Annotated in this window: 23 protein-coding genes, 1 pseudogene and 1 riboswitch; of the genes and pseudogenes, 9 read left to right on the top strand and 15 right to left on the bottom strand. The window is 43.8% G+C overall.

Annotation, left to right across the window (positions count from 1 at the left end; translation table 11 throughout):
* Window positions 1-9: 9 nt before the first annotated feature.
* Window positions 10-117: a hypothetical protein gene (locus ACY3LV_RS16035; protein ID WP_464864149.1), complete on the bottom strand. Its 108-nt coding sequence runs from the start codon at window positions 115-117 to the stop codon at window positions 10-12.
* A 186-nt stretch (window positions 118-303) separates the two neighbouring features.
* Window positions 304-576 (bottom strand): YtzC family protein, encoded by a 273-nt coding sequence (locus ACY3LV_RS16030; protein ID WP_087992891.1) that lies wholly within the window; start codon window positions 574-576, stop codon window positions 304-306.
* A 161-nt stretch (window positions 577-737) separates the two neighbouring features.
* Between ACY3LV_RS16030 and mnmL the strand changes: the two genes are divergently transcribed.
* Window positions 738-1706 (top strand): tRNA modification radical SAM protein MnmL/YtqA, encoded by a 969-nt coding sequence (mnmL, locus tag ACY3LV_RS16025; RefSeq protein ID WP_333562052.1) that lies wholly within the window; start codon window positions 738-740, stop codon window positions 1704-1706.
* A complete protein-coding gene (gene mnmM, locus ACY3LV_RS16020) occupies window positions 1703-2287 on the top strand; it encodes a tRNA 5-(aminomethyl)-2-thiouridylate-methyltransferase MnmM (RefSeq protein WP_333562053.1) in 585 nt (194 codons plus the stop codon). Before mnmL ends, mnmM begins: the two co-directional genes overlap by 4 nt.
* Here the strand turns inward: mnmM and tbcS are convergent.
* Together tbcS and ACY3LV_RS16010 are read right to left on the bottom strand one after the other, a co-directional pair.
* Window positions 2277-3380, bottom strand: coding sequence for a tetraprenyl-beta-curcumene synthase (gene tbcS, locus ACY3LV_RS16015; RefSeq protein WP_333562054.1), 1104 nt, complete (start codon window positions 3378-3380; stop codon window positions 2277-2279). The two genes, mnmM and tbcS, sit on opposite strands and share 11 nt — an antisense overlap.
* Window positions 3381-3400: 20 nt before the next feature.
* Window positions 3401-4180: an alpha/beta hydrolase gene (locus ACY3LV_RS16010; protein WP_333562055.1), complete on the bottom strand. Its 780-nt coding sequence runs from the start codon at window positions 4178-4180 to the stop codon at window positions 3401-3403.
* A 48-nt stretch (window positions 4181-4228) separates the two neighbouring features.
* Here ACY3LV_RS16010 and ACY3LV_RS16005 point away from each other — a divergent pair, with 48 nt between their 5' ends.
* Complete coding sequence (locus tag ACY3LV_RS16005) at window positions 4229-4738, top strand: gamma carbonic anhydrase (protein ID WP_464864148.1); 510 nt, start codon at window positions 4229-4231, stop codon at window positions 4736-4738.
* Between the two features lie 261 nt (window positions 4739-4999).
* Here ACY3LV_RS16005 and ACY3LV_RS16000 read toward each other — a convergent pair.
* The 3 genes and pseudogenes from ACY3LV_RS16000 to metK form a co-directional block, all read right to left on the bottom strand.
* A pseudogene (locus tag ACY3LV_RS16000) lies at window positions 5000-5166 on the bottom strand (amino acid permease); the annotation flags it as partial.
* 96 nt (window positions 5167-5262) lie between these two features.
* Window positions 5263-7161: an asparagine synthase (glutamine-hydrolyzing) gene (gene asnB / locus ACY3LV_RS15995; protein WP_087992897.1), complete on the bottom strand. Its 1899-nt coding sequence runs from the start codon at window positions 7159-7161 to the stop codon at window positions 5263-5265.
* A 149-nt stretch (window positions 7162-7310) separates the two neighbouring features.
* Entirely contained in the window at window positions 7311-8513 is a 1203-nt protein-coding gene (metK, locus tag ACY3LV_RS15990; RefSeq protein ID WP_003229102.1) for a methionine adenosyltransferase, read from the bottom strand.
* Window positions 8514-8681: 168 nt separating this feature from the next.
* A riboswitch (SAM riboswitch) is annotated at window positions 8682-8820 on the bottom strand.
* Window positions 8821-9016: 196 nt separating this feature from the next.
* Here metK and pckA point away from each other — a divergent pair.
* Window positions 9017-10600: a phosphoenolpyruvate carboxykinase (ATP) gene (pckA, locus tag ACY3LV_RS15985; protein ID WP_464864147.1), complete on the top strand. Its 1584-nt coding sequence runs from the start codon at window positions 9017-9019 to the stop codon at window positions 10598-10600.
* Window positions 10601-10638: 38 nt separating this feature from the next.
* Here pckA and ACY3LV_RS15980 read toward each other — a convergent pair whose 3' ends face one another.
* Both ACY3LV_RS15980 and ACY3LV_RS15975 read right to left on the bottom strand, forming a co-directional pair.
* The gene (locus ACY3LV_RS15980; protein WP_003223304.1) at window positions 10639-10881 is read right to left on the bottom strand and encodes a DUF2584 domain-containing protein; all 243 of its coding nucleotides are present in this window, start codon (window positions 10879-10881) and stop codon (window positions 10639-10641) included.
* A gap of 51 nt (window positions 10882-10932) precedes the next feature.
* A complete protein-coding gene (locus ACY3LV_RS15975; protein ID WP_464864145.1) occupies window positions 10933-11706 on the bottom strand; it encodes an alpha/beta hydrolase family protein in 774 nt (257 codons plus the stop codon).
* 148 nt (window positions 11707-11854) lie between these two features.
* Between ACY3LV_RS15975 and ACY3LV_RS15970 the strand changes: the two genes are divergently transcribed.
* Genes ACY3LV_RS15970 through ACY3LV_RS15960 form a run of 3 tightly spaced genes read left to right on the top strand, consistent with a single transcriptional unit; the run spans window position 11855 to window position 14441 of the window.
* Window positions 11855-12859 carry an ABC transporter substrate-binding protein gene (locus ACY3LV_RS15970; protein WP_464864143.1) on the top strand — a complete coding sequence of 335 codons (1005 nt, stop codon included), beginning with the start codon at window positions 11855-11857 and terminating at the stop codon, window positions 12857-12859.
* A gap of 12 nt (window positions 12860-12871) precedes the next feature.
* The gene (locus tag ACY3LV_RS15965; RefSeq protein ID WP_087992902.1) at window positions 12872-13654 is read left to right on the top strand and encodes an ABC transporter ATP-binding protein; all 783 of its coding nucleotides are present in this window, start codon (window positions 12872-12874) and stop codon (window positions 13652-13654) included.
* Window positions 13629-14441, top strand: coding sequence for an ABC transporter permease (locus tag ACY3LV_RS15960; protein ID WP_148962419.1), 813 nt, complete (start codon window positions 13629-13631; stop codon window positions 14439-14441). The genes ACY3LV_RS15965 and ACY3LV_RS15960 overlap by 26 nt, the downstream gene beginning before the upstream one ends.
* 241 nt (window positions 14442-14682) lie before the next feature.
* Here ACY3LV_RS15960 and ytkD read toward each other — a convergent pair whose 3' ends face one another.
* From ytkD to ACY3LV_RS15945, 3 genes are all read right to left on the bottom strand, one after another.
* Window positions 14683-15159 carry an RNA deprotection pyrophosphohydrolase gene (ytkD, locus tag ACY3LV_RS15955; RefSeq protein WP_087992904.1) on the bottom strand — a complete coding sequence of 159 codons (477 nt, stop codon included), beginning with the start codon at window positions 15157-15159 and terminating at the stop codon, window positions 14683-14685.
* A gap of 210 nt (window positions 15160-15369) precedes the next feature.
* Entirely contained in the window at window positions 15370-15774 is a 405-nt protein-coding gene (locus tag ACY3LV_RS15950; protein ID WP_014114879.1) for a phage holin family protein, read from the bottom strand.
* A gap of 164 nt (window positions 15775-15938) precedes the next feature.
* The gene (locus ACY3LV_RS15945; RefSeq protein WP_087992905.1) at window positions 15939-16376 is read right to left on the bottom strand and encodes a Dps family protein; all 438 of its coding nucleotides are present in this window, start codon (window positions 16374-16376) and stop codon (window positions 15939-15941) included.
* A 131-nt stretch (window positions 16377-16507) separates the two neighbouring features.
* On the opposite strand from ACY3LV_RS15945, the gene ytzI reads away from it, so the two are divergent.
* A complete protein-coding gene (gene ytzI / locus ACY3LV_RS15940; RefSeq protein WP_187441502.1) occupies window positions 16508-16648 on the top strand; it encodes a YtzI protein in 141 nt (46 codons plus the stop codon).
* On the opposite strand, the gene ACY3LV_RS15935 is transcribed toward ytzI, so the two are convergent.
* A complete protein-coding gene (locus ACY3LV_RS15935; RefSeq protein ID WP_333562059.1) occupies window positions 16642-17079 on the bottom strand; it encodes a FixH family protein in 438 nt (145 codons plus the stop codon). The two genes, ytzI and ACY3LV_RS15935, sit on opposite strands and share 7 nt — an antisense overlap.
* Before the next feature lie 119 nt (window positions 17080-17198).
* Window positions 17199-17672 carry an S-ribosylhomocysteine lyase gene (locus ACY3LV_RS15930; RefSeq protein WP_148962423.1) on the bottom strand — a complete coding sequence of 158 codons (474 nt, stop codon included), beginning with the start codon at window positions 17670-17672 and terminating at the stop codon, window positions 17199-17201.
* A 128-nt stretch (window positions 17673-17800) separates the two neighbouring features.
* Here ACY3LV_RS15930 and yidD point away from each other — a divergent pair, with 128 nt between their 5' ends.
* The gene (gene yidD / locus ACY3LV_RS15925; protein ID WP_087992909.1) at window positions 17801-18028 is read left to right on the top strand and encodes a membrane protein insertion efficiency factor YidD; all 228 of its coding nucleotides are present in this window, start codon (window positions 17801-17803) and stop codon (window positions 18026-18028) included.
* Here yidD and ACY3LV_RS15920 read toward each other — a convergent pair.
* The gene (locus tag ACY3LV_RS15920) at window positions 18025-18588 is read right to left on the bottom strand and encodes a beta-class carbonic anhydrase (protein WP_087992910.1); all 564 of its coding nucleotides are present in this window, start codon (window positions 18586-18588) and stop codon (window positions 18025-18027) included. The two genes, yidD and ACY3LV_RS15920, sit on opposite strands and share 4 nt — an antisense overlap.
* Window positions 18589-18682: the final 94 nt, after the last annotated feature.

Here is an 18682-nt window from a genome sequence, read left to right as displayed (position 1 = left end):
CTGAACCTTTTATAAATAAAACTGATCAATTATACTTTTTTGCCATTCAAAACCGATCATCACAAGAACAAGAAAAAAAGAACAAGCGATCACAGATGCCGCGATCAGCATCGGCAAGTTACGTTTGTTTCGTTTTTTTGTTTCATAACTGCCTCCTTCATTTCAATCTAAATTGACTAATCTATTTTGAGTGTCTATAGTGTATTACATCAATTAGTACACTCAATACAATAAATACTTTTACGCCTAAAGTCAATCCTTTTTTTACAAAAAAACGGACCCTTAGTCAAAAGGGTCCGTTTCTTACACATCAAGAGGGTGGTGCAGGATCATATTATTTTGCAAAGCTTGAAGCTGAAGCCTCATTCTGTACAACTGTTCTCTCTGCTGGTCATTTGACGACAGCCACAGCTTATTTAAAGCATTTACCGCATTTTCAAGCTGCATTTGCGCGTCACTGTATTCTTGGTCGTTATAATGCTCTTGTTTTGAAGCGAGTTTCAGCTGTTCTTCAGCATCATCATACGCCTGCATACATTGCTGGAGATGTTCATCTACTGATTGTCTTGTTGCCACAGTAACCCCTCCTCTTGGTAATGGAAACAATCCATCACTCATATTGTAGCCCCATCTCACTTCGTTCAATAAAGTAATTTATGGTCGATATTCATTTGTTCTCTTGTGAAATGCGTGCTACAATTTTAGGATGCAATCGTACGCAAGGAGGCACATGAATTGTGATGCAGAACAATCCTTTTCCTTATTCAAATACGGAAAAACGCTATCATACATTGAATTATCATCTTAGAGAACATTTCGGCCATAAGGTGTTTAAAGTGGCGCTTGACGGCGGCTTTGACTGTCCGAATCGGGACGGCACTGTTGCCCACGGCGGCTGCACTTTTTGCAGCGCAGCAGGTTCAGGCGATTTTGCCGGAAACCGGGCCGATGATTTAATTACGCAATTCCATGACATCAAAAACCGCATGCACGAAAAATGGAAGGACGGAAAATACATCGCTTATTTTCAGGCCTTCACCAATACTCACGCCCCGGTTGAGGTGCTTCGTGAGAAATTTGAATCTGTTCTCGCCCTAGACGATGTGGTCGGCATTTCGATCGCCACACGTCCGGACTGTCTGCCCGATGATGTCGTTGACTATTTGGCAGAACTGAATGAACGCACGTATTTGTGGGTGGAGCTTGGGCTTCAAACGGTTCATGAACGGACTGCTCTTCTGATCAACCGCGCACATGATTTTAACTGTTATGTGGAAGGCGTCAATAAATTAAGAAAACACGGCATACGTGTCTGCTCGCATATTATCAACGGACTGCCTTTGGAAGACCGGGACATGATGATGGAAACCGCAAAGGCCGTCGCAGATTTGGACGTCCAGGGCATTAAAATTCACCTGCTGCACCTATTGAAAGGCACGCCGATGGTCAAGCAATATGAAAAGGGAAAACTGGATTTCCTATCTCAAGATGAATATGTGCAGCTCGTTTGTGATCAGCTTGAGATCATTCCGCCGGAAATGATCGTCCACCGCATTACAGGTGACGGACCAATTGAATTGATGATCGGGCCGATGTGGAGCGTCAACAAGTGGGAAGTGCTTGGCGCTATTAATAAAGAACTTGAAAATCGCGGCAGCTACCAAGGAAAGTTCTTTCAACGGCTTGAGGAGGAATCAGCCCTATGATTTTGAAGAAGATTCTTCCTTACAGCAAAGAACTGCTGAAAATGGCTGCGGGAGAAGGAGATATTGTCGTAGATGCAACGATGGGCAACGGCCATGATACGCAGTTTTTAGCGGAGCTCGTCGGTGAAAACGGCCATGTGTACGCATTCGACATCCAAGAATCAGCCGTAGCCAACACAAAGGAACGGCTCGGTAAGACATATCAAGGGCGAACAACGTTATTTCACAAAAGCCATGACAAAATCGCTGAATCCCTCCCGCAGGAAACACATGGCAAAGTGGCTGCCGCTGTGTTTAACCTTGGCTATCTGCCGGGCGGGGACAAGTCGGTTACGACCAACGGAAATTCAACCATCAAAGCGATTGAGCAGCTTCTCAGCATCATGAAAGATGAGGGCTTGATTGTTCTGGTTGTTTATCATGGCCATCCGGAAGGCAAAGCTGAAAAAAACGACGTGCTCGATTTTTGCCGAGACTTGGATCAGCAAGCAGCCCGTGTGTTAACATATGGATTTATCAATCAGCAAAATGATCCGCCATTTATTGTCGCCATCGAAAAAAAAGCTCAAATCAGCAAATGATTTGAGCTTTTTTCTTTGAGTTTTTCATCCATGCTATTTTTTGAAATTTTCGATAGGCTCTGCCGTTGATATAAAAGAAAAAGGAGGTTTTTCCGCTCGCTTTGATCAACTTCTTCGCGAGCCGGCCCATTTCCTTTTGGCCCGCCACTTTATCATCTGACAAATAAACGCCCAGCAAGCCGCGATTGATTAAACGATGGAAGTTTTCATGCGGAATGCCGTGCAAATGTTCATCGGCTTTTTGGATAAAGTGTTCAAGCCGCTTCATCATTTCTTCGTGTGACTGATAATACGAGCAGAAATTCAAGTCCCCTTCCAGCAAGTCCTCCTCCTGATCAATCAAATAATCGAGCAGAATGTGAAGACCTTGTATGTAAGGAAAATAACTATTGCGGATTTTTTTAGCGGTTGTTTCCGTGAAATCAGGCTGGAATGAATACGCAACAAGACAGAAAATGCCTAATGTAGAGCCTGCACAAGCCGAAAATTCATACCATTCCATCTCAGGAAGCTCTGATTCATATTGAGTAAACCACTTCTCAAGCCTCGGAACACGCTCATGCTCAATGACGTGCTTATGCACCTGCAAATCGCAATAATAGCCGCATAGTTCAAGCAGATAGGGTTTAATCATGTCGTAGTGCTCAATTGAACCAAGAACACGCTGACACGTTTTGACCAATTCATGCAAATACCCGCTGTCATCCTGTTCTTCTCTGAATAAATAATAATTTTGCGGCTCCGCTCCCACTGTCAGTGCGTCCTGCATTGAGGCGTGAAGCATCCGAAAATCCTGCGGGTCAAGTGAGGTGCTGCGGTCGCACAGATTGTCCAGATAATCACTGATCGTTTGATACGCGATGATAAACTCGACACATTTTTGCTTTTGATTGCCTGACAATAACGCCAGTATGCCGCCGCCTTCACAGTGGAATGTTTTGTCTCGAATACTTGCGGTTGCCTGTGCTTTTAATTCACTGTTATGAATTAATTCTGATTTTCGCTTCCATATGTCCAGCTCTTGATGAACGAGCGGAAAAATATCTCGATATACTTTTGCCATCAGTCCAAAAGGATGTTCCGGTACTGTCAACACATGCACCCCCAATTAGTTCAAATATATTGATCAGTAAACGCTCTTGCTGCTTTAAAGACATCTTCTCTTTCGGGTTCATTAAATATTTCATGATAAAGCCCTTCCCACTCTCTGTACGCTTTATTGCGGGAAGCAACACCTGAAAACCACTTGACCGCCATCGTTTTGTCAACAAGCTTGTCGTTACCGGCCTGCATCACTAGAAGCGGCACTCTCAAAAACGCATCTGTCGGCATCATCGCTGACTCAATTGCTTTCAACAATTCTCTGTACCACCTGACAGATACTTTTCTGACGTATAACGAGTCGTTTTGGTCGGCCTCGATGACATCCTCATTACGCGTCGCCATATCAATTGATAAACCCGAATCAACCCTAAGCGACGGAGCGATGACATTTAGGCCTCTTGATGCAAGATCAAGTGCTTTATTGACTTTAATTTGCAGTCCTAGACATGGTGATGATAAAATAATTCCCGTGATCCGGGGATTTCTTTGCCGTTTAAACCATTCAATCGCGATCAGGCCGCCCATGCTGTGTCCAAGAAGAAAAACCGGCAGCTCAAAGGTTCGTGCTTTATCTATCCAAGTATCTACTTCATCAATGTATTCTTGAAATGAGCGAATATGACCTCTTGCCCTTGTCGTTGTTCCCTGACCCGGCAAGTCGCCCATGACAACGTGATAACCCGAAGATCTCCACATTTCAATCAGCCATTTATATCGTCCGTGATATTCACTTGCCCCGTGAATCATCACAATGACTGCAACAGGTCTGTCTGCTTTCCAGGTCCACATGCTCTTCACCTCATACAAAATTTAAATAGAGAAAGAAGGATGAATATTATGATCTACCCTTATAAGAAACACATGCCAGATATCCACTCAACAGCCTTTGTAGCTGATAACGCAACAATTACAGGTGATGTTGTTATCGGAGAACAGTCCAGCATTTGGTTTTCTGTTGTCATAAGGGGAGATGTCGCGCCGACCAGAATCGGAAACAGAGTCAATATTCAAGATTTAAGCTGCCTCCATCAAAGCCCGAACCGGACGCTTCTCATTGAAGATGACGCCACGATAGGCCATCAGGTTACACTTCATAGCGCTGTCATCCGCAAGAACACCTTAATCGGCATGGGCTCAATCATCTTGGACGGAGCCGAAATTGGCGAAGGCGCCTTTATTGGTGCCGGCAGTCTTGTGCCGCCGGGAAAAACCATTCCGCCTGGCCATCTCGCCTTTGGCCGTCCTGCAAAAGTCATCCGCCCTTTGACGGAAGAAGACCGGCAAGATATGCAGCGAATACGGTCGGAATATGTAGCAAAGGGCCAATACTATAAATCACTTCAATAAACATAAGACCTGCTTCGTCTTACTTTACCATTTTTCAAATTATGTTTGAAAGCAATAACCATCGGTTACCCGGGCGTAATGACCGTTCGGGTTTTGATTTTTCCATAAAACATTCACATATGGCATCAAATGTATGACTTTTATCTTATCATAAAACATGATTCACAACTGTAGGCAGCCTCTCAAAAACACATTCCTATTCTTTCCTGTTCTTGATTTTCTATGAGCACACACAAAAAGAGCTCACTGTGAGCTCTTTTGTCAACTGATATTTCGTTCGCTGGCAATAGGCATTTTTCTTATGGAAACCTTTTGCATAATACAGCAAGTAAGATGAGAAACCAAACCGGTCCGACAATCACGGATCCTCTTGTATCAGAACTGTAAGCCATAAGAATAAAGATAAATGCTAAAAATGCCAATGATATTTAAGACGCAAACAGAAAAAACGGATTGGTAATCAATAATGATGGAGAAATAAAGGTATCATAACAAGGCTTTCGACGAATCGAAAGCCTTGTCTGTCACACAAAGATGACTTCTTTAGGCTGATGGTTCAGCTCTTCAGGCATATAGCGTTTTTCGATATTGATGCTATGCCAGATCATAAAGATCAGTACAGTCCAGATTTTACGGCTGTTATCTGCCTTGTCCGCACAATGGTCTTCAAGAAGCTGCAGGACATACTCCTTATGGATATAAGCATCCGTTTGGCTTTCTTGAATAATATTCCGCACCCATTCGTTCATTTCGTTTTTCAGCCAATGACGAATCGGTACAGGGAAACCGAGCTTTTTGCGGTTTAATACGTGTTCAGGCACAATTCCTTCAGCGGCTTTGCGAAGAAGATACTTCGTCGTGCCGTTCTTCGTTTTCAGCTCATCAGGAATTTTCGAAGCAACATCAAATACAACTTTATCCAAGAATGGCACACGGAGTTCTAAAGAATTCGCCATCGTCATTTTATCCGCTTTTAACAAAATGTCCCCGCGCATCCAAGTGTGGATATCGACATACTGCATTTTATTAATATCGCTGTATGAGCTGCTCTCTGTAAAGTAAGTCTTCGTCACATCGCGATATGAAAGGTTCGGATTATAATGCTTCAGCAGCTGTTTTTTGACAGACTCTTCGAAGATCTTCGCGTTACCGATGTAACGATCTTGAAGCGGTGTGCAGCCGCGTTCAAGCAGGCTCTTTCCTCTCATGCCCTCAGGCATAACAGCCGCAACATGCAGAAGCATCTTTTTTAGGCCGGACGGAATGCGTTCAAACGGTTTAAGGGATAGCGGCTCACGGTAAATGTTATATCCGCCGAAGAGCTCGTCCGCACCTTCACCTGATAAAGCAACCGTTACATGTTTTTTCGCTTCTTTTGCAACAAAGTACAATGGAATCGCTGCCGGATCAGCAAGCGGATCATCAAAATGCCATACGATCTTTGGAAGCTCGTTCATGTATTCCTCAGGCGAAATGACTTTGCTGATATTCTCAATGCCTAACGCCGCGGCGGTTTCTTTCGCTACATCAACTTCACTGAAGCCCTGCTGCTCAAATCCGACAGAGAATGTTTTTAAGCTCGGATGCAATTCCTTCGCTACAGATACAATAAAGGAAGAATCAATTCCGCCAGACAGGAATGAACCGACAGGAACGTCACTTCTCATATGAACATTTACAGAGTCATAGATCGCATCTCTAACTTCTTTCACAAGCTTATCTTCTTCAGTCTGAACTGGTTTGAAGTTCGCTTTGAAATAAGTTTTAAATGTGATATCGCCATCTGGGCGGATTGTAAACTGTGAACCCGGCTCTATTTTTTTCACATTGGCATCAAGCGTGTTTGGTTCAGGAACGAATTGGAATGACATGTACTGCTGCAATGCCTCTTTATCTATTTCAATATCATTTTGAGCAACCATTAAACTTTTTCTCTCTGAGGCAAAATAAACCTGATCATTGATCGTTGTGTAATACAATGGTTTAATGCCGAACGGATCTCTTGCTCCATACAGCACATGATCGTTTTTATTCCAAATTAGAAAGGCAAACATACCGCGCAGTTTGGACGCGGCTTCTTCTTTGTAGTGACGATAAGTCGCAAGAAGAACCTCTGTGTCCGAATCCGTGTTGAATGTATACCCCTTTGCTTCAAGTTCTTCTCTCAGTTCAATATAGTTATAGATTTCTCCGTTAAAGATAATCCAATAGGTTTCATCTTCATATGATAAAGGCTGTCCGCCATTTTCTACATCAATAATGCTGAGCCGTCTGAATCCGAATCCAACGTGCTCATCATGGAAATATCCATCACTGTCAGGACCGCGGTGAACGATCATTTGGTTCATTTGTTTAATTAGTTCTTCTTGATCAGCGGTTTGAGCTAACGGATGCTTGTTAAAAACCCCGACAAATCCACACATAGTATTGCCTCCATAATTAAAATTGTCATCATTGAACCCCTATTTATAGACGCTGTGAATAGTATTTGGTTTCACAGTTATGTAAAAAAATAAACATGAATACAACGATAAAAAAAGGAAAGCCGCTTAACCAGTAAGCGGCTATAAAATTATTCTCCTAACGCTTCTTTGCGCAGCTGCTCCGCTTTGTCTGTACGCTCCCACGGAAGATCAACATCGTGACGTCCAAAGTGGCCGTACGCAGCAGTTTGTTTGTAGATCGGACGGCGTAAATCAAGCATTTTGATAATGCCGGCAGGTCGTAAATCAAAGTTATTGCGAACAACTTCAATCAGTTTTTCCTCAGAAGCTTTTCCGGAACCGAATGTGTTGATTGAGATTGACACAGGCTGTGCAACACCGATCGCGTAAGCAAGCTGCACTTCGCAAGAATCAGCAAGCTCAGCCGCAACGATGTTTTTCGCAACATATCTCGCTGCATAAGCAGCAGAACGGTCTACCTTCGTCGCATCCTTGCCTGAGAACGCGCCTCCGCCGTGGCGTGCATAGCCGCCGTACGTATCAACGATGATTTTGCGTCCTGTAAGTCCCGCATCCCCTTGAGGGCCTCCGATAACGAAACGTCCTGTAGGGTTGATGAAATATTTTGTTTCTTCATCAATCAGCTCTTCAGGAACAACCGGATTGATAACATGTTCTTTAATGTTGCGCTGGATTTGCTCAAGCGTAATTTCAGGGTGGTGCTGAGTTGAAATAACAATCGCGTCAATACGGACAGGTTTGTTATTTTCATCGTATTCAACCGTTACTTGTGTTTTGCCGTCAGGGCGAAGGTACGGAAGAATATCTTCTTTACGGACTTCACTCAGGCGGCGGGCCAATTTATGAGCAAGTGAAATCGGAAGAGGCATAAGCTCTTTCGTTTCGTTGCACGCATAACCGAACATTAAACCTTGGTCACCCGCACCGATCGCTTCAATTTCTTCATCGCTCATTGTGCCTTCACGGGCTTCAAGCGCTTGGTCTACACCCATCGCGATATCAGCAGACTGCTCGTCAATTGATGTTAAAACCGCACAAGTTTCCGCATCAAATCCGTATTTCGCACGTGTGTATCCGATTTCTTTAATGGTTTGACGAACCGTTTTCGGAATGTCAACATACGTAGATGTTGTGATCTCTCCGCTGACAAGAACCAAACCGGTTGTCACTGACGTTTCACAAGCCACACGCGCGTTAGGGTCTTTCTTTAAAATTTCATCTAAAATGCTGTCAGAAATCTGGTCGCAGATTTTATCCGGATGTCCCTCCGTAACAGATTCTGATGTAAATAAACGACGATTTTTACTCATGATTTGCTTCCTCCTGCACAAGGCCTCCCGATAGACCTTGTATATATGATACGGAACTCGCTCCCTCTTATACAATGTAACGTTATATTAGAGAATGTTAATTGGCATATTTTATGAAATAAAAAAACCTTTTCCATTGAGGAAAGGGTTTGGTCTTTGTGCCTTTCACTCTTATCGCTCAAGGAATCATACAACCTTGCAACAGGTTAGCACCTTGGTTGTCTCACACAGCTGAACCTAATAAATAACAGAGAAACCGGTTGCTGGGCTTCATAGGGCCTGTCCCTCCGCCAGCTCGGGATAAGAGTATCCGCTCAATGAAATATCTTATCGTAAAAGGGTTTGCAATGTCAATATGATTCAGAAGAAATAGGCACCTATATCAAGGGAAAACAATGGAAACGCACACACAAAAAAAGATAAATAGTATAGACTATTTGAAAATATATGTTATACTAATTCACAATTAGCAAAACACAAAAAACGATAAAGGAAGGTTTCATATGAACTCAGTTGATTTAACCGCTGATTTACAAGCCTTATTAACAAGTCCAAATGTGTGTCATAATTTATCAGCAGCACAGCTTACAGAAAAAGCACTGTCCCGAAACGAAGGCATTTTAACATCCACGGGTGCCGTTCGGGCGACAACAGGCGCTTACACAGGACGTTCGCCTAAAGACAAATTCATCGTGCAGGAAGAAAGCACGAAAAATAAGATCGATTGGGGTACGGTGAATCAGCCGATTTCAGAAGAAGCGTTTGAGCGGCTGTACACAAAAGTTGTCAGCTATCTGAAACAGCGGGATGAGCTGTTTGTTTTTGAAGGATTTGCCGGAACAGATGAAAAATACAGACTGCCGATTACCGTCGTGAATGAGTTCGCTTGGCACAATTTATTCGCCAGACAGCTGTTTATCCGCCCGGAAGGCCATGATAAGAAAACAGTTGAACAGCCGTTTACCATTCTTTCCGCTCCGCATTTTAAAGCAGATCCAAAAACAGACGGCACACATTCCGAAACGTTTATTATTGTCTCTTTCGAAAAGCGGACGATTTTAATCGGCGGAACAGAGTATGCCGGAGAGATGAAAAAATCCATTTTCTCTATTATGAATTTCCTGCTCCCCGAAAGAGATATTCTATCCATGCACTGCTCTGCCAATGTCGGTCAAAAAGGCGATGTCGCCCTTTTCTTCGGACTGTCTGGAACAGGCAAGACCACCCTATCAGCCGATGCTGACCGCAGGCTGATCGGCGACGATGAACACGGCTGGTCTGACACCGGCGTCTTTAATATTGAAGGCGGATGCTACGCCAAATGCATTCATTTAAGCGAGGAAAAGGAGCCTCAAATCTTTAACGCGATCCGCTTCGGGTCTGTTCTCGAAAATGTTGTTGTTGATGAAGAGACACGCGAAGCCAATTATGATGATTCCTTCTATACCGAAAACACGCGGGCGGCTTACCCGATTCATATGATTGACAACATCGTCACACCAAGCATGGCAGGCCATCCTTCAGCCATTGTATTTTTGACGGCTGATGCATTCGGAGTCCTGCCGCCGATCAGCAAACTGACGAAGGAGCAGGCGATGTACCATTTCTTGAGCGGTTATACGAGCAAGCTTGCTGGAACCGAACGCGGTGTGACGTCTCCTGAAACGACGTTCTCCACATGCTTCGGCTCACCATTCCTGCCGCTACCTGCTCATGTCTATGCTGAAATGCTAGGCAACAAGATCGATGAACACGGCGCAGACGTTTTCTTGGTCAATACCGGCTGGACCGGCGGCGGCTACGGCACAGGCGAACGTATGAAGCTTTCTTATACGAGAGCGATGGTCAAAGCAGCGATTGAAGGCAAATTAGAGGATGCAGAAATGACGACTGACGATATTTTCGGCCTGCATATTCCGGTTCACGTTCCCGGCGTACCTGATCAGATCCTTCAGCCGGAAAACACATGGAACAACAAGGAAGAATTCAGAGAAAAAGCGATCTACCTCGCAAATGAATTCAAAGAGAATTTTAAAAAGTTCGCACATACAGATGCCATTGCGCAGGCAGGCGGCCCTCTCGTTTAAAAAGCAAAAGCCAAGAGCATTTACGCTCTTGGCTTATTTTAATTGACAGAATGCAGGGACGTCAGCTTGTACGTAATGATGGTCCGGCCGTCTTCCCATTGAAGCTTCTGCACTTCAGCTGTGCCCGACTTTTCGCCGAACTTTGTTTTACGCACGTCCATCGGAATCTCCATCGGATACACACGATATCCGTCTTTTTCTAACGTGAATATATTTTCATCTATGCGAACTTCTTTTCCTTTTGTCACAATTAGTGTATTAAATTCAACAGGCATTCCCAAAGTGAAATCCCCTTTCGTTCTCTTTTTTCTTTATCATACCATATTTCACCGTCAGCGGTTTTTCATCCATTGTGTCAGCTGCCGCACGATACGCCGGTTTTCTTTTGGCGGAAAATAATGTGTGAATTTACTGTAGTACCACGTCTCCACCGGCTTATGCAGCTGTTTTAGCTTCTCTTCAAATAAATAGGAATGCCGAATCGAAACATTTTGGTCTTTTTCTCCATGGATTAACAGCACGGGAGCCTGAATTTTGTTTATTTGGTCAAACGGTGTTCTCCATTTATATGCCTCAGGCACCTTTTTCGGTGTTCCCCCGATGACTCTTTTCATCATTCGCCGCAAATCGTGCCGCTCCTCATATGTAAGGATCATATCGCTGACGCCTCCCCAGGAAACGAACGAAGCCGCATGCCGGCCCATTTCAATTGCAGTGAGCATTCCCATCATTCCGCCGCGGGAGAAGCCGAAAATATGAATTCTGTCCTTTTTGACATTCGGATGCTGCTGAAGCAGGCGAAAAGCAGAAAAAGCATCCTCCCTGTCTTCTCCGGCAAAATCCTCGTTGCCCTTGCCTCCTTGATTTCCTCTGTAGAATGGAGCAAACACAACAAATCCTTGGGACGCAAACTGGATAATCCGGCCCGGCCGAACCATGCCCACGCTTTTAATCCCGCCGCGCAAATATAAAAATCCGTCATATTGTCCCGGTGCCGCCGGCTCAGCAAGAAGCCCCTTTATCCGTAAGCCATTTGAAAGATAGCAGATCGTATACAGACGCACATGCTGACTTGGCGACGGAAATCTTCTTTTCTCAACAATCAAAGCAGCCGCCTCCTTTTCTATATGTTTTCCTTACTCTAAACTTACATCCGGCGAACCTGATTAGGCATTCACACATTTTTATACCCATCATACGATATGTAAAGCAAAAAAGGATATAAACTTGATGCTAAATAAGGAGGTTGTCTATGTGAACAAACGGTTAAGGCTGGGATGCGCCTGTGTCGGCAGTATATTTCTGATGATCGCTCTGGCAGCTTGCAAGCAGGAAGAAACACTCACCAAAGTCAAAGTAGCCGAAGTGACCCATTCGATTTTTTACGCGCCTTTATATGTCGCTGAGTCTAAAGGATTTTTCAAGGAAGAAGGGCTTGATGTCAATGTAAGCACGACATGGGGCGGCGACAAAACGATGACATCGCTTCTTTCAAACGGCTCCGACATCGCCCTTGTCGGATCAGAAACATCTATTTATGTCGAAGCGCAAGGAGCCAAAGACCCCGTCATTAATTTCGCCCAGCTGACTCAGACAGACGGAACGTTTCTTGTCGCGAGAGAAGATGCTGAACACTTCGACTGGAATCAGCTGAAAGGAAAAACGTTTCTCGGCCAGAGAAAAGGCGGCATGCCGCAAATGGTCGGCGAGTATGTACTGAACAAACATAAGATTAACCCGCATAAGGATGTTGATCTCATCCAGAACATAGACTTCGCCAATATCGCCAATGCATTTGCTTCTGGAACCGGCGATTATGTACAGCTCTTTGAACCTCAAGCTTCGCTTTTTGAGAAAAAAGGAATCGGCCATATCGCGGCTTCGTTCGGAGAAGAATCAGGCCAGGTTCCTTATACGACTTTTATGGCGAAACAAAGCTACCTGAAGAAACATGAAGACACAGCAGTCAAGTTTACAAAAGCCATTTATAAGGCACAGCAATGGGTGGAAAATCACTCTGCGAAAGAAATCACAAAAGCCATTAAAGGTGAATTTGATGATACTGATCCAGAAGTCATCGAAACATCCATTGACCGCTATAAAAAACAGCATTCGTATTCGCCGGACCCTCTGCTCAACGAAAAAGAATGGGAGCTGCTCCAAACCATTATGGATCAATCGGGAGAACTGCCGAAGCGCATTCCATACAATCAGCTTGTAAATAAACAAATTGCCGAAAAAGTCACCTCGGAAAAATAGGAGGCGCCATCTATGTCTTTCTTACATGTCGACCATGTAACCCATACTTATTTTTCTATTAAAGAAAAAACGACGGCCGTGCGGGATATTCATTTCGAGGCCGAAAAAGGTGATTTCATCTCTTTTCTCGGCCCAAGCGGCTGCGGAAAAACAACGCTGCTTTCCATTATCGCCGGCCTGATTGAGCCAGCGGAAGGCAGAGTTCTGATTGAAGGCAGTGAGCCTAATCAAAAAGAACATAACATTGGCTACATGCTTCAGCAGGATTACTTATTTCCCTGGAAATCTATCGAGGAAAATGTGCTTCTCGGTTTAAAAATCGCTGACACGCTGACGGAAGAAAGCAAGGCTGCTGCACTCGGTCTATTGTCTGGGTTCGGTCTCATAGATGTGGAGAAAAAATACCCGAAAGAGCTGTCGGGCGGTATGCGCCAGCGGGCCGCGCTTGCAAGAACTCTTGCGCCAAATCCAAGTCTGCTTTTGCTGGATGAGCCATTTTCCGCGCTTGATTTTCAGACAAAGCTTTCATTAGAAAACCTGGTATTCCGCACATTAAAGGAATATCAAAAAACAGCGGTGCTAGTCACTCATGATATTGGGGAAGCGATAGCGATGAGCGATACGATCTTTTTATTTTCAAATCAGCCGGGCAGCATTCACCAGATTTTTACGATCCCTAAAGAATTGGCCGCGATGATGCCTTTTGACGCCCGTCAGGAGCCATCCTTCCAAACGCTGTTTCAAACGATATGGAAGGAGCTGAATTCTCTTGAGAAACAGCAAAGAAACCATTGATCTGCTTCACGAGCAATATCAATTCAAACAGAAAAAGGAAAAACGGAATGTCTATTCCTTTCAGCTTGCCATATTTATTCTCTTTTTCTCGGGGTGGGAAATCTCCAGCAGGCTCGGCTGGATCGATCCGCTGATCTTCAGCTCTCCATCAGCTGTATGGAACTTATTGCTGGAGAAGCTCGGTGACGGGTCTCTACTGTCACATATCGGCGTCACTTTATTTGAAACAGTGCTTGGCTTTTTGCTTGGGACGTTTATGGGTACGTGCCTCGCTGCTTTGTTATGGTGGTCCAACCGGCTTGCGAGGATTTTAGATCCGTATCTCGTTATTTTGAATGCAATGCCGAAAGTGGCGCTGGGCCCGATTTTGATTGTCGCGCTCGGCCCCAGTTTGATCAGCATTATTGCGATGGGGGCCATCATCAGCGTCATCATCACAACCATCGTCGTGTACACCGCCTTCCAGGAGATTGACGAAAACTATATAAAAGTCATGAAAACATTCGGCGCAACGAAATGGGGCATTTTTAAAGAAGTGATTCTGCCCGCATCCTCCCCCGCCATTATCTCAACTCTGAAAGTAAACGTCGGTTTATCATGGGTTGGCGTCATTGTAGGCGAATTCCTAGTTTCCAAGATCGGATTAGGATACATGATTATTTACGGTTTTCAAGTCTTCAATTTTACGCTCGTCTTCTTAAGCCTGCTGATCATCGCCATATTCGCCACTCTGATGTATCAGGGCGTAGAGCTGCTGGAAAAGAAATGGACGAAGGGCAGGACATAAAAAAACCCGGCACATGTGCCGGGTTTTCAGCGTGTCGGCAAACCCTCGCATTCGTTGCCAGGCCTGCGCTTCGGTGCTCACGTAAAAAAGATCATCGGCTAAACGCTAGAGCGTCCTGCTCAAACGCCGCTGTCACCTCATCCTGCGGAAGTCTGCTCCGATGCTCGTCCTTCCTAGACTTCAAGGTTTTCAATCACGCTGAAAAATGACAAAATCAGAAAACCTGATACTGCCGGGTTTTTTATTCAATCCAGCCAGCTTCTTTCAATTTTTTCAAACTGATTGGAAGAACGGAATCCTTCATAATAAAGCTGAATTTTTTATTGCGGGAAAGGTTTTCCGGCAGCTGATGGAACAAAACCGGACCTTTCGTTTCAAAGTAATCAGCTTGCTTTTCAAGCTTTTCTACATCTGCAAAATATATATTTTTCACAATCACTTTTTCTTTACCAAGAACTTTATACTGTCCGAGGTACTTGAGGCTTTTCACTCTCGCACCCGTCTCTTCCTTTACTTCCCGGAGCGCCGCTTCTTCTGCGCACTCCATCGGCTCTACTTTCCCGCCTGGAAACTCATAGCCTCTGTCCTCATGTTCTGTTAAAAGCCATTTGCCGCCAAAACGGCAAATCACCCAGACATGCTTCGGGCTGTCCGAGAAAGGCTGATCGTCAAAGGAAAGCTGAACAGTATTCTGATAATAATCTTTAAACTCGTACATGTTTATCCCTCAAATCCGTTCCTAGCTATCTTCCATACATCATACCACAGTTATGTTTCTTCGGAAGCCCTTTAACAAAAAATAAGGGAAACCCAGCACGCCATCAGGGTCTAAAAGCATACAGACCAGCTCGTACAGTTTTGCCGTGTCTTTTGCCAAAATGTGCGACTGACGCTCTGGGCTTTATTATGACCTGCGAATAGCTAAAAGTTACGGTTTGCGTTTGAATTTATTTTTTAACGTTTCTAAAAGATCGACAAGCATCTGAGGAACCGGTATACCGAGAGAGCTGGCTGTCACTACAATTTGCACAGATTCATAAAGAATATAAAACATAATAGCCAAGTCACGTATTGACCCCTGTGTATTCAGCAGCTGATCAAAAAAGTGGCATACAGAGATCAGAGCCAGCGTGACTAATTTTTTAACAAGCCGGGCAAATACCTTTTTAAACGCCAATTTGTGAATAATCGTTTCCTTCAAGGTCGTACTGATAAATTCAATTGCCATAAGAGAGAGCAAAATCAGGAATGAATACTGAAAACCTCCGAAGAAAAAACCCGCTGCTGAAACGCTGACTGCTAAAAACGAAAAGATGCCAAAGTCTCTATCCATTATCCAACATCCTTTCACAGAAACGGCCTTACGATATTCTATGGAAAACAAGCCGAACGGATTGGATTTTTCAGAAAAATGGACTGGTTGTCGCCTATTTTTTCAGATACAACATCAAAAGCCGGACGTCTTTTATAAGACATCCGGCCTTTCTTTTTTTGAATTTATCCTAGGTAAGCTTTCAGCATCCAGTTGTGTTTTTCAATATTTTGATGGATCGCAAGAAGCATATCCCCTGTTGTTTCGTCACCAACTTCATCAGCTAAATCCATGCCGCTTTTCAGCTCTTCCGCGATGACTGTGAAATCATCATATACACTCTGAACCATTTGTTCAGCTGATTCATTTCCTTCCGCTTCTTTTACAGAAGCCGTTTCCAAGGATTCCTTCATTGTCGCAATCGGTTTTCCGTTCAGCGCCAAAAGACGTTCTGCCAAGTCATCAATATAAGTTGCCGTTTCGTTATACAGCTCTTCAAACTTTTCATGAAGAGTGAAGAAATCTTTCCCTTTCACATACCAGTGATAATTATGTAGTTTCACATACATGACTGTCCAGTTGGCTACTTGTTTGTTCACTGCTTGAATCAATTGTTCTGACATGATTATCTTCCTCCTTGTTTATATGAATATGTATACCCTCTATATCGTACGCTAAAACCTCTTTTTCACCCTTATCTGTCAAGATTTCTTTTACTATGCTACAATTGTTAAAAAACGGGAGGTGGAATATCATGACGCTTCTCATTACGGTAAGCATATTGATTGTGCTGGCTGTATTGCTTGTAACCATTTGGACGACTGTGAAAGCCTATAATGTAAAGCACACCATCGATCCTCCGCAAGAAACTAACTCTGATTCAAACAGTCAATGATCGTGTGAATGCTCGTCTTCTGACTGGTTGCTGGCAGCATCTGCGTCTCCGACTTGGACTTTTATGGTCGGCATGCTATGCTGTTTTTTTGCTGTGACATGGGATTGGACAGTGTATACACCATCTTCCTTAAACGTTGTTTCCAATCGGTATAAGCCTTTTTCTTGCTTTGCTTTAAACATGTGGCTGGCGTCTTTTTCTCCTTCTTTCCACACTTCAAACTCCACTTCATCGGCATCCGTCACCGCTTCGTCGCCATATGATACCGCTGCTTCATAAGCGGCGCTTTCTCCGGCATTTACTTTTTCAGGGCCGGTCAGTTTGACATCCAATACCTCGGGCGTCTCAGCAGTATTTGCTTTGTTTTCACCAGATCCGCACCCGTTAAGCAAAAAAGCAGAAAAAAGCAGAACAACCCACATCTTTTTCATGCCATCACCCTTTCATTGTTTACCTAAATAGTAGCAAACGCTTACAGCAAATGGTACACAAAATATGAGACGTCACAAAAAAGACCTTTTTGCTTAAGCGCAAAAAGGTCTTTTTATATTTAGCCAAATACTTTTAGCAATTCTTCTTTATCCTGTGACAGCCAGAAACGCATTAAACGTTTAGCGCCTTCCAGATCATGAAGCTTCGCCTGTCCGCACTGCTTTTCGTTCGCAGCCGGAATTTCGGTAATCTCTACCGCTTCCTTCATTGTGTCTTCAAGCAGATCAGCGATTTCCGCAGGTGTCGGCTCTCCGCTCACAACAAGATAATAGCCTGTTTGGCAGCCCATTGGAGAAATATCAATAATATCAAAATGATCATATTTCTCAGCGTGAGAACGAATCGTAAACGCGAGCAAATGCTCAAGTGTGTGAATGGTGTCAGGTTTCATCGCCTGTTTATTTGGCTGGCAAAAACGAATATCAAATTTATTTACAACGCCGTCTGTTCCTACTTTATGCACGCCGCAATGTCTTACGTATGGAGCAACAACCGCATTATGATCAAGCTCAAAACTTTCTACTGAAGGCATAATGGCACTCTCCTCTTTTTTTAAAATGTAATTTCATTATAACATACCTTTCCGATGAGAATTATCGAATAACTTTTCAATCTGTGTTTTTTTTCTTATACTTGCATCAGAAAGGTTGCTGAAGACATATGAAAACCCTATTTATCGCTCTGATCAGAGGATATCAAAAATTCATCTCGCCGCTAACGCCGCCAACATGCCGCTTTTATCCGACTTGTTCCCAATATGGAATCGAAGCGATTAAAACGCATGGCGCTTTAAAAGGCGGATGGCTGACCATCAAACGGATTTTGAAATGCCACCCGTTCCATCCGGGAGGAGTCGATCCTGTTCCTGAAAAGAAACGAAAACATTAATCGTTATAGCCGTTTACGACAAGATCCAGTTTTCCGGTTTTAGGATCAATGACTAATCCATGGACAGGAACGTTTTCCGGGAACAGCGGATGATGTTTAATAACGTCTACGCTGTCTTTCACACTCGCTTCCACTGAATCAAAGCTTTTAAACCATTGATCAAAGTCCACACCGGAGTACTTTAATGTTTCGATGCGTTCTTCCGTAATTCCTCTTTCTTTGATTTTATCAAGCATGCTTTTGCTGCTGATTTTGCTCATGCCGCAATCGTGATGCCCGATCACACATACCTCATCGGCGTTCAGCTCGTACACTGCGACAAGCAAACTTCTCATGATGCTTCCGAATGGGTGTGTCACAAGCGCACCGGCACTTTTAATGATTTTCACATCACCGTTTCTCATATTCATCGCATGCGGCAGCAATTCTACCAAACGAGTGTCCATACAAGAAAGAATCGCCACTTTTTTATCTGGAAATTTTGAAGTCTGATACTTTTCGTATTCCCTTTGATCTGTAAATGTTTTGTTAAAGTCGAGAATATCATTTAGCAGGCTCATAACTAGTTGTATCCTTTCTGGTCTTTTTACTCTTCAATATATCACAGCATTTGTCTTTTCGTCATCTTATCGAAAACAAACGAGGACAGAAAAA

The sequence above is a fragment of the Bacillus sp. 11C genome, assembly GCF_055486375.1.
The sequence above is the reverse complement of the archived record's forward strand: the minus strand, read 5'-3'. Positions and strand labels throughout refer to the sequence as shown.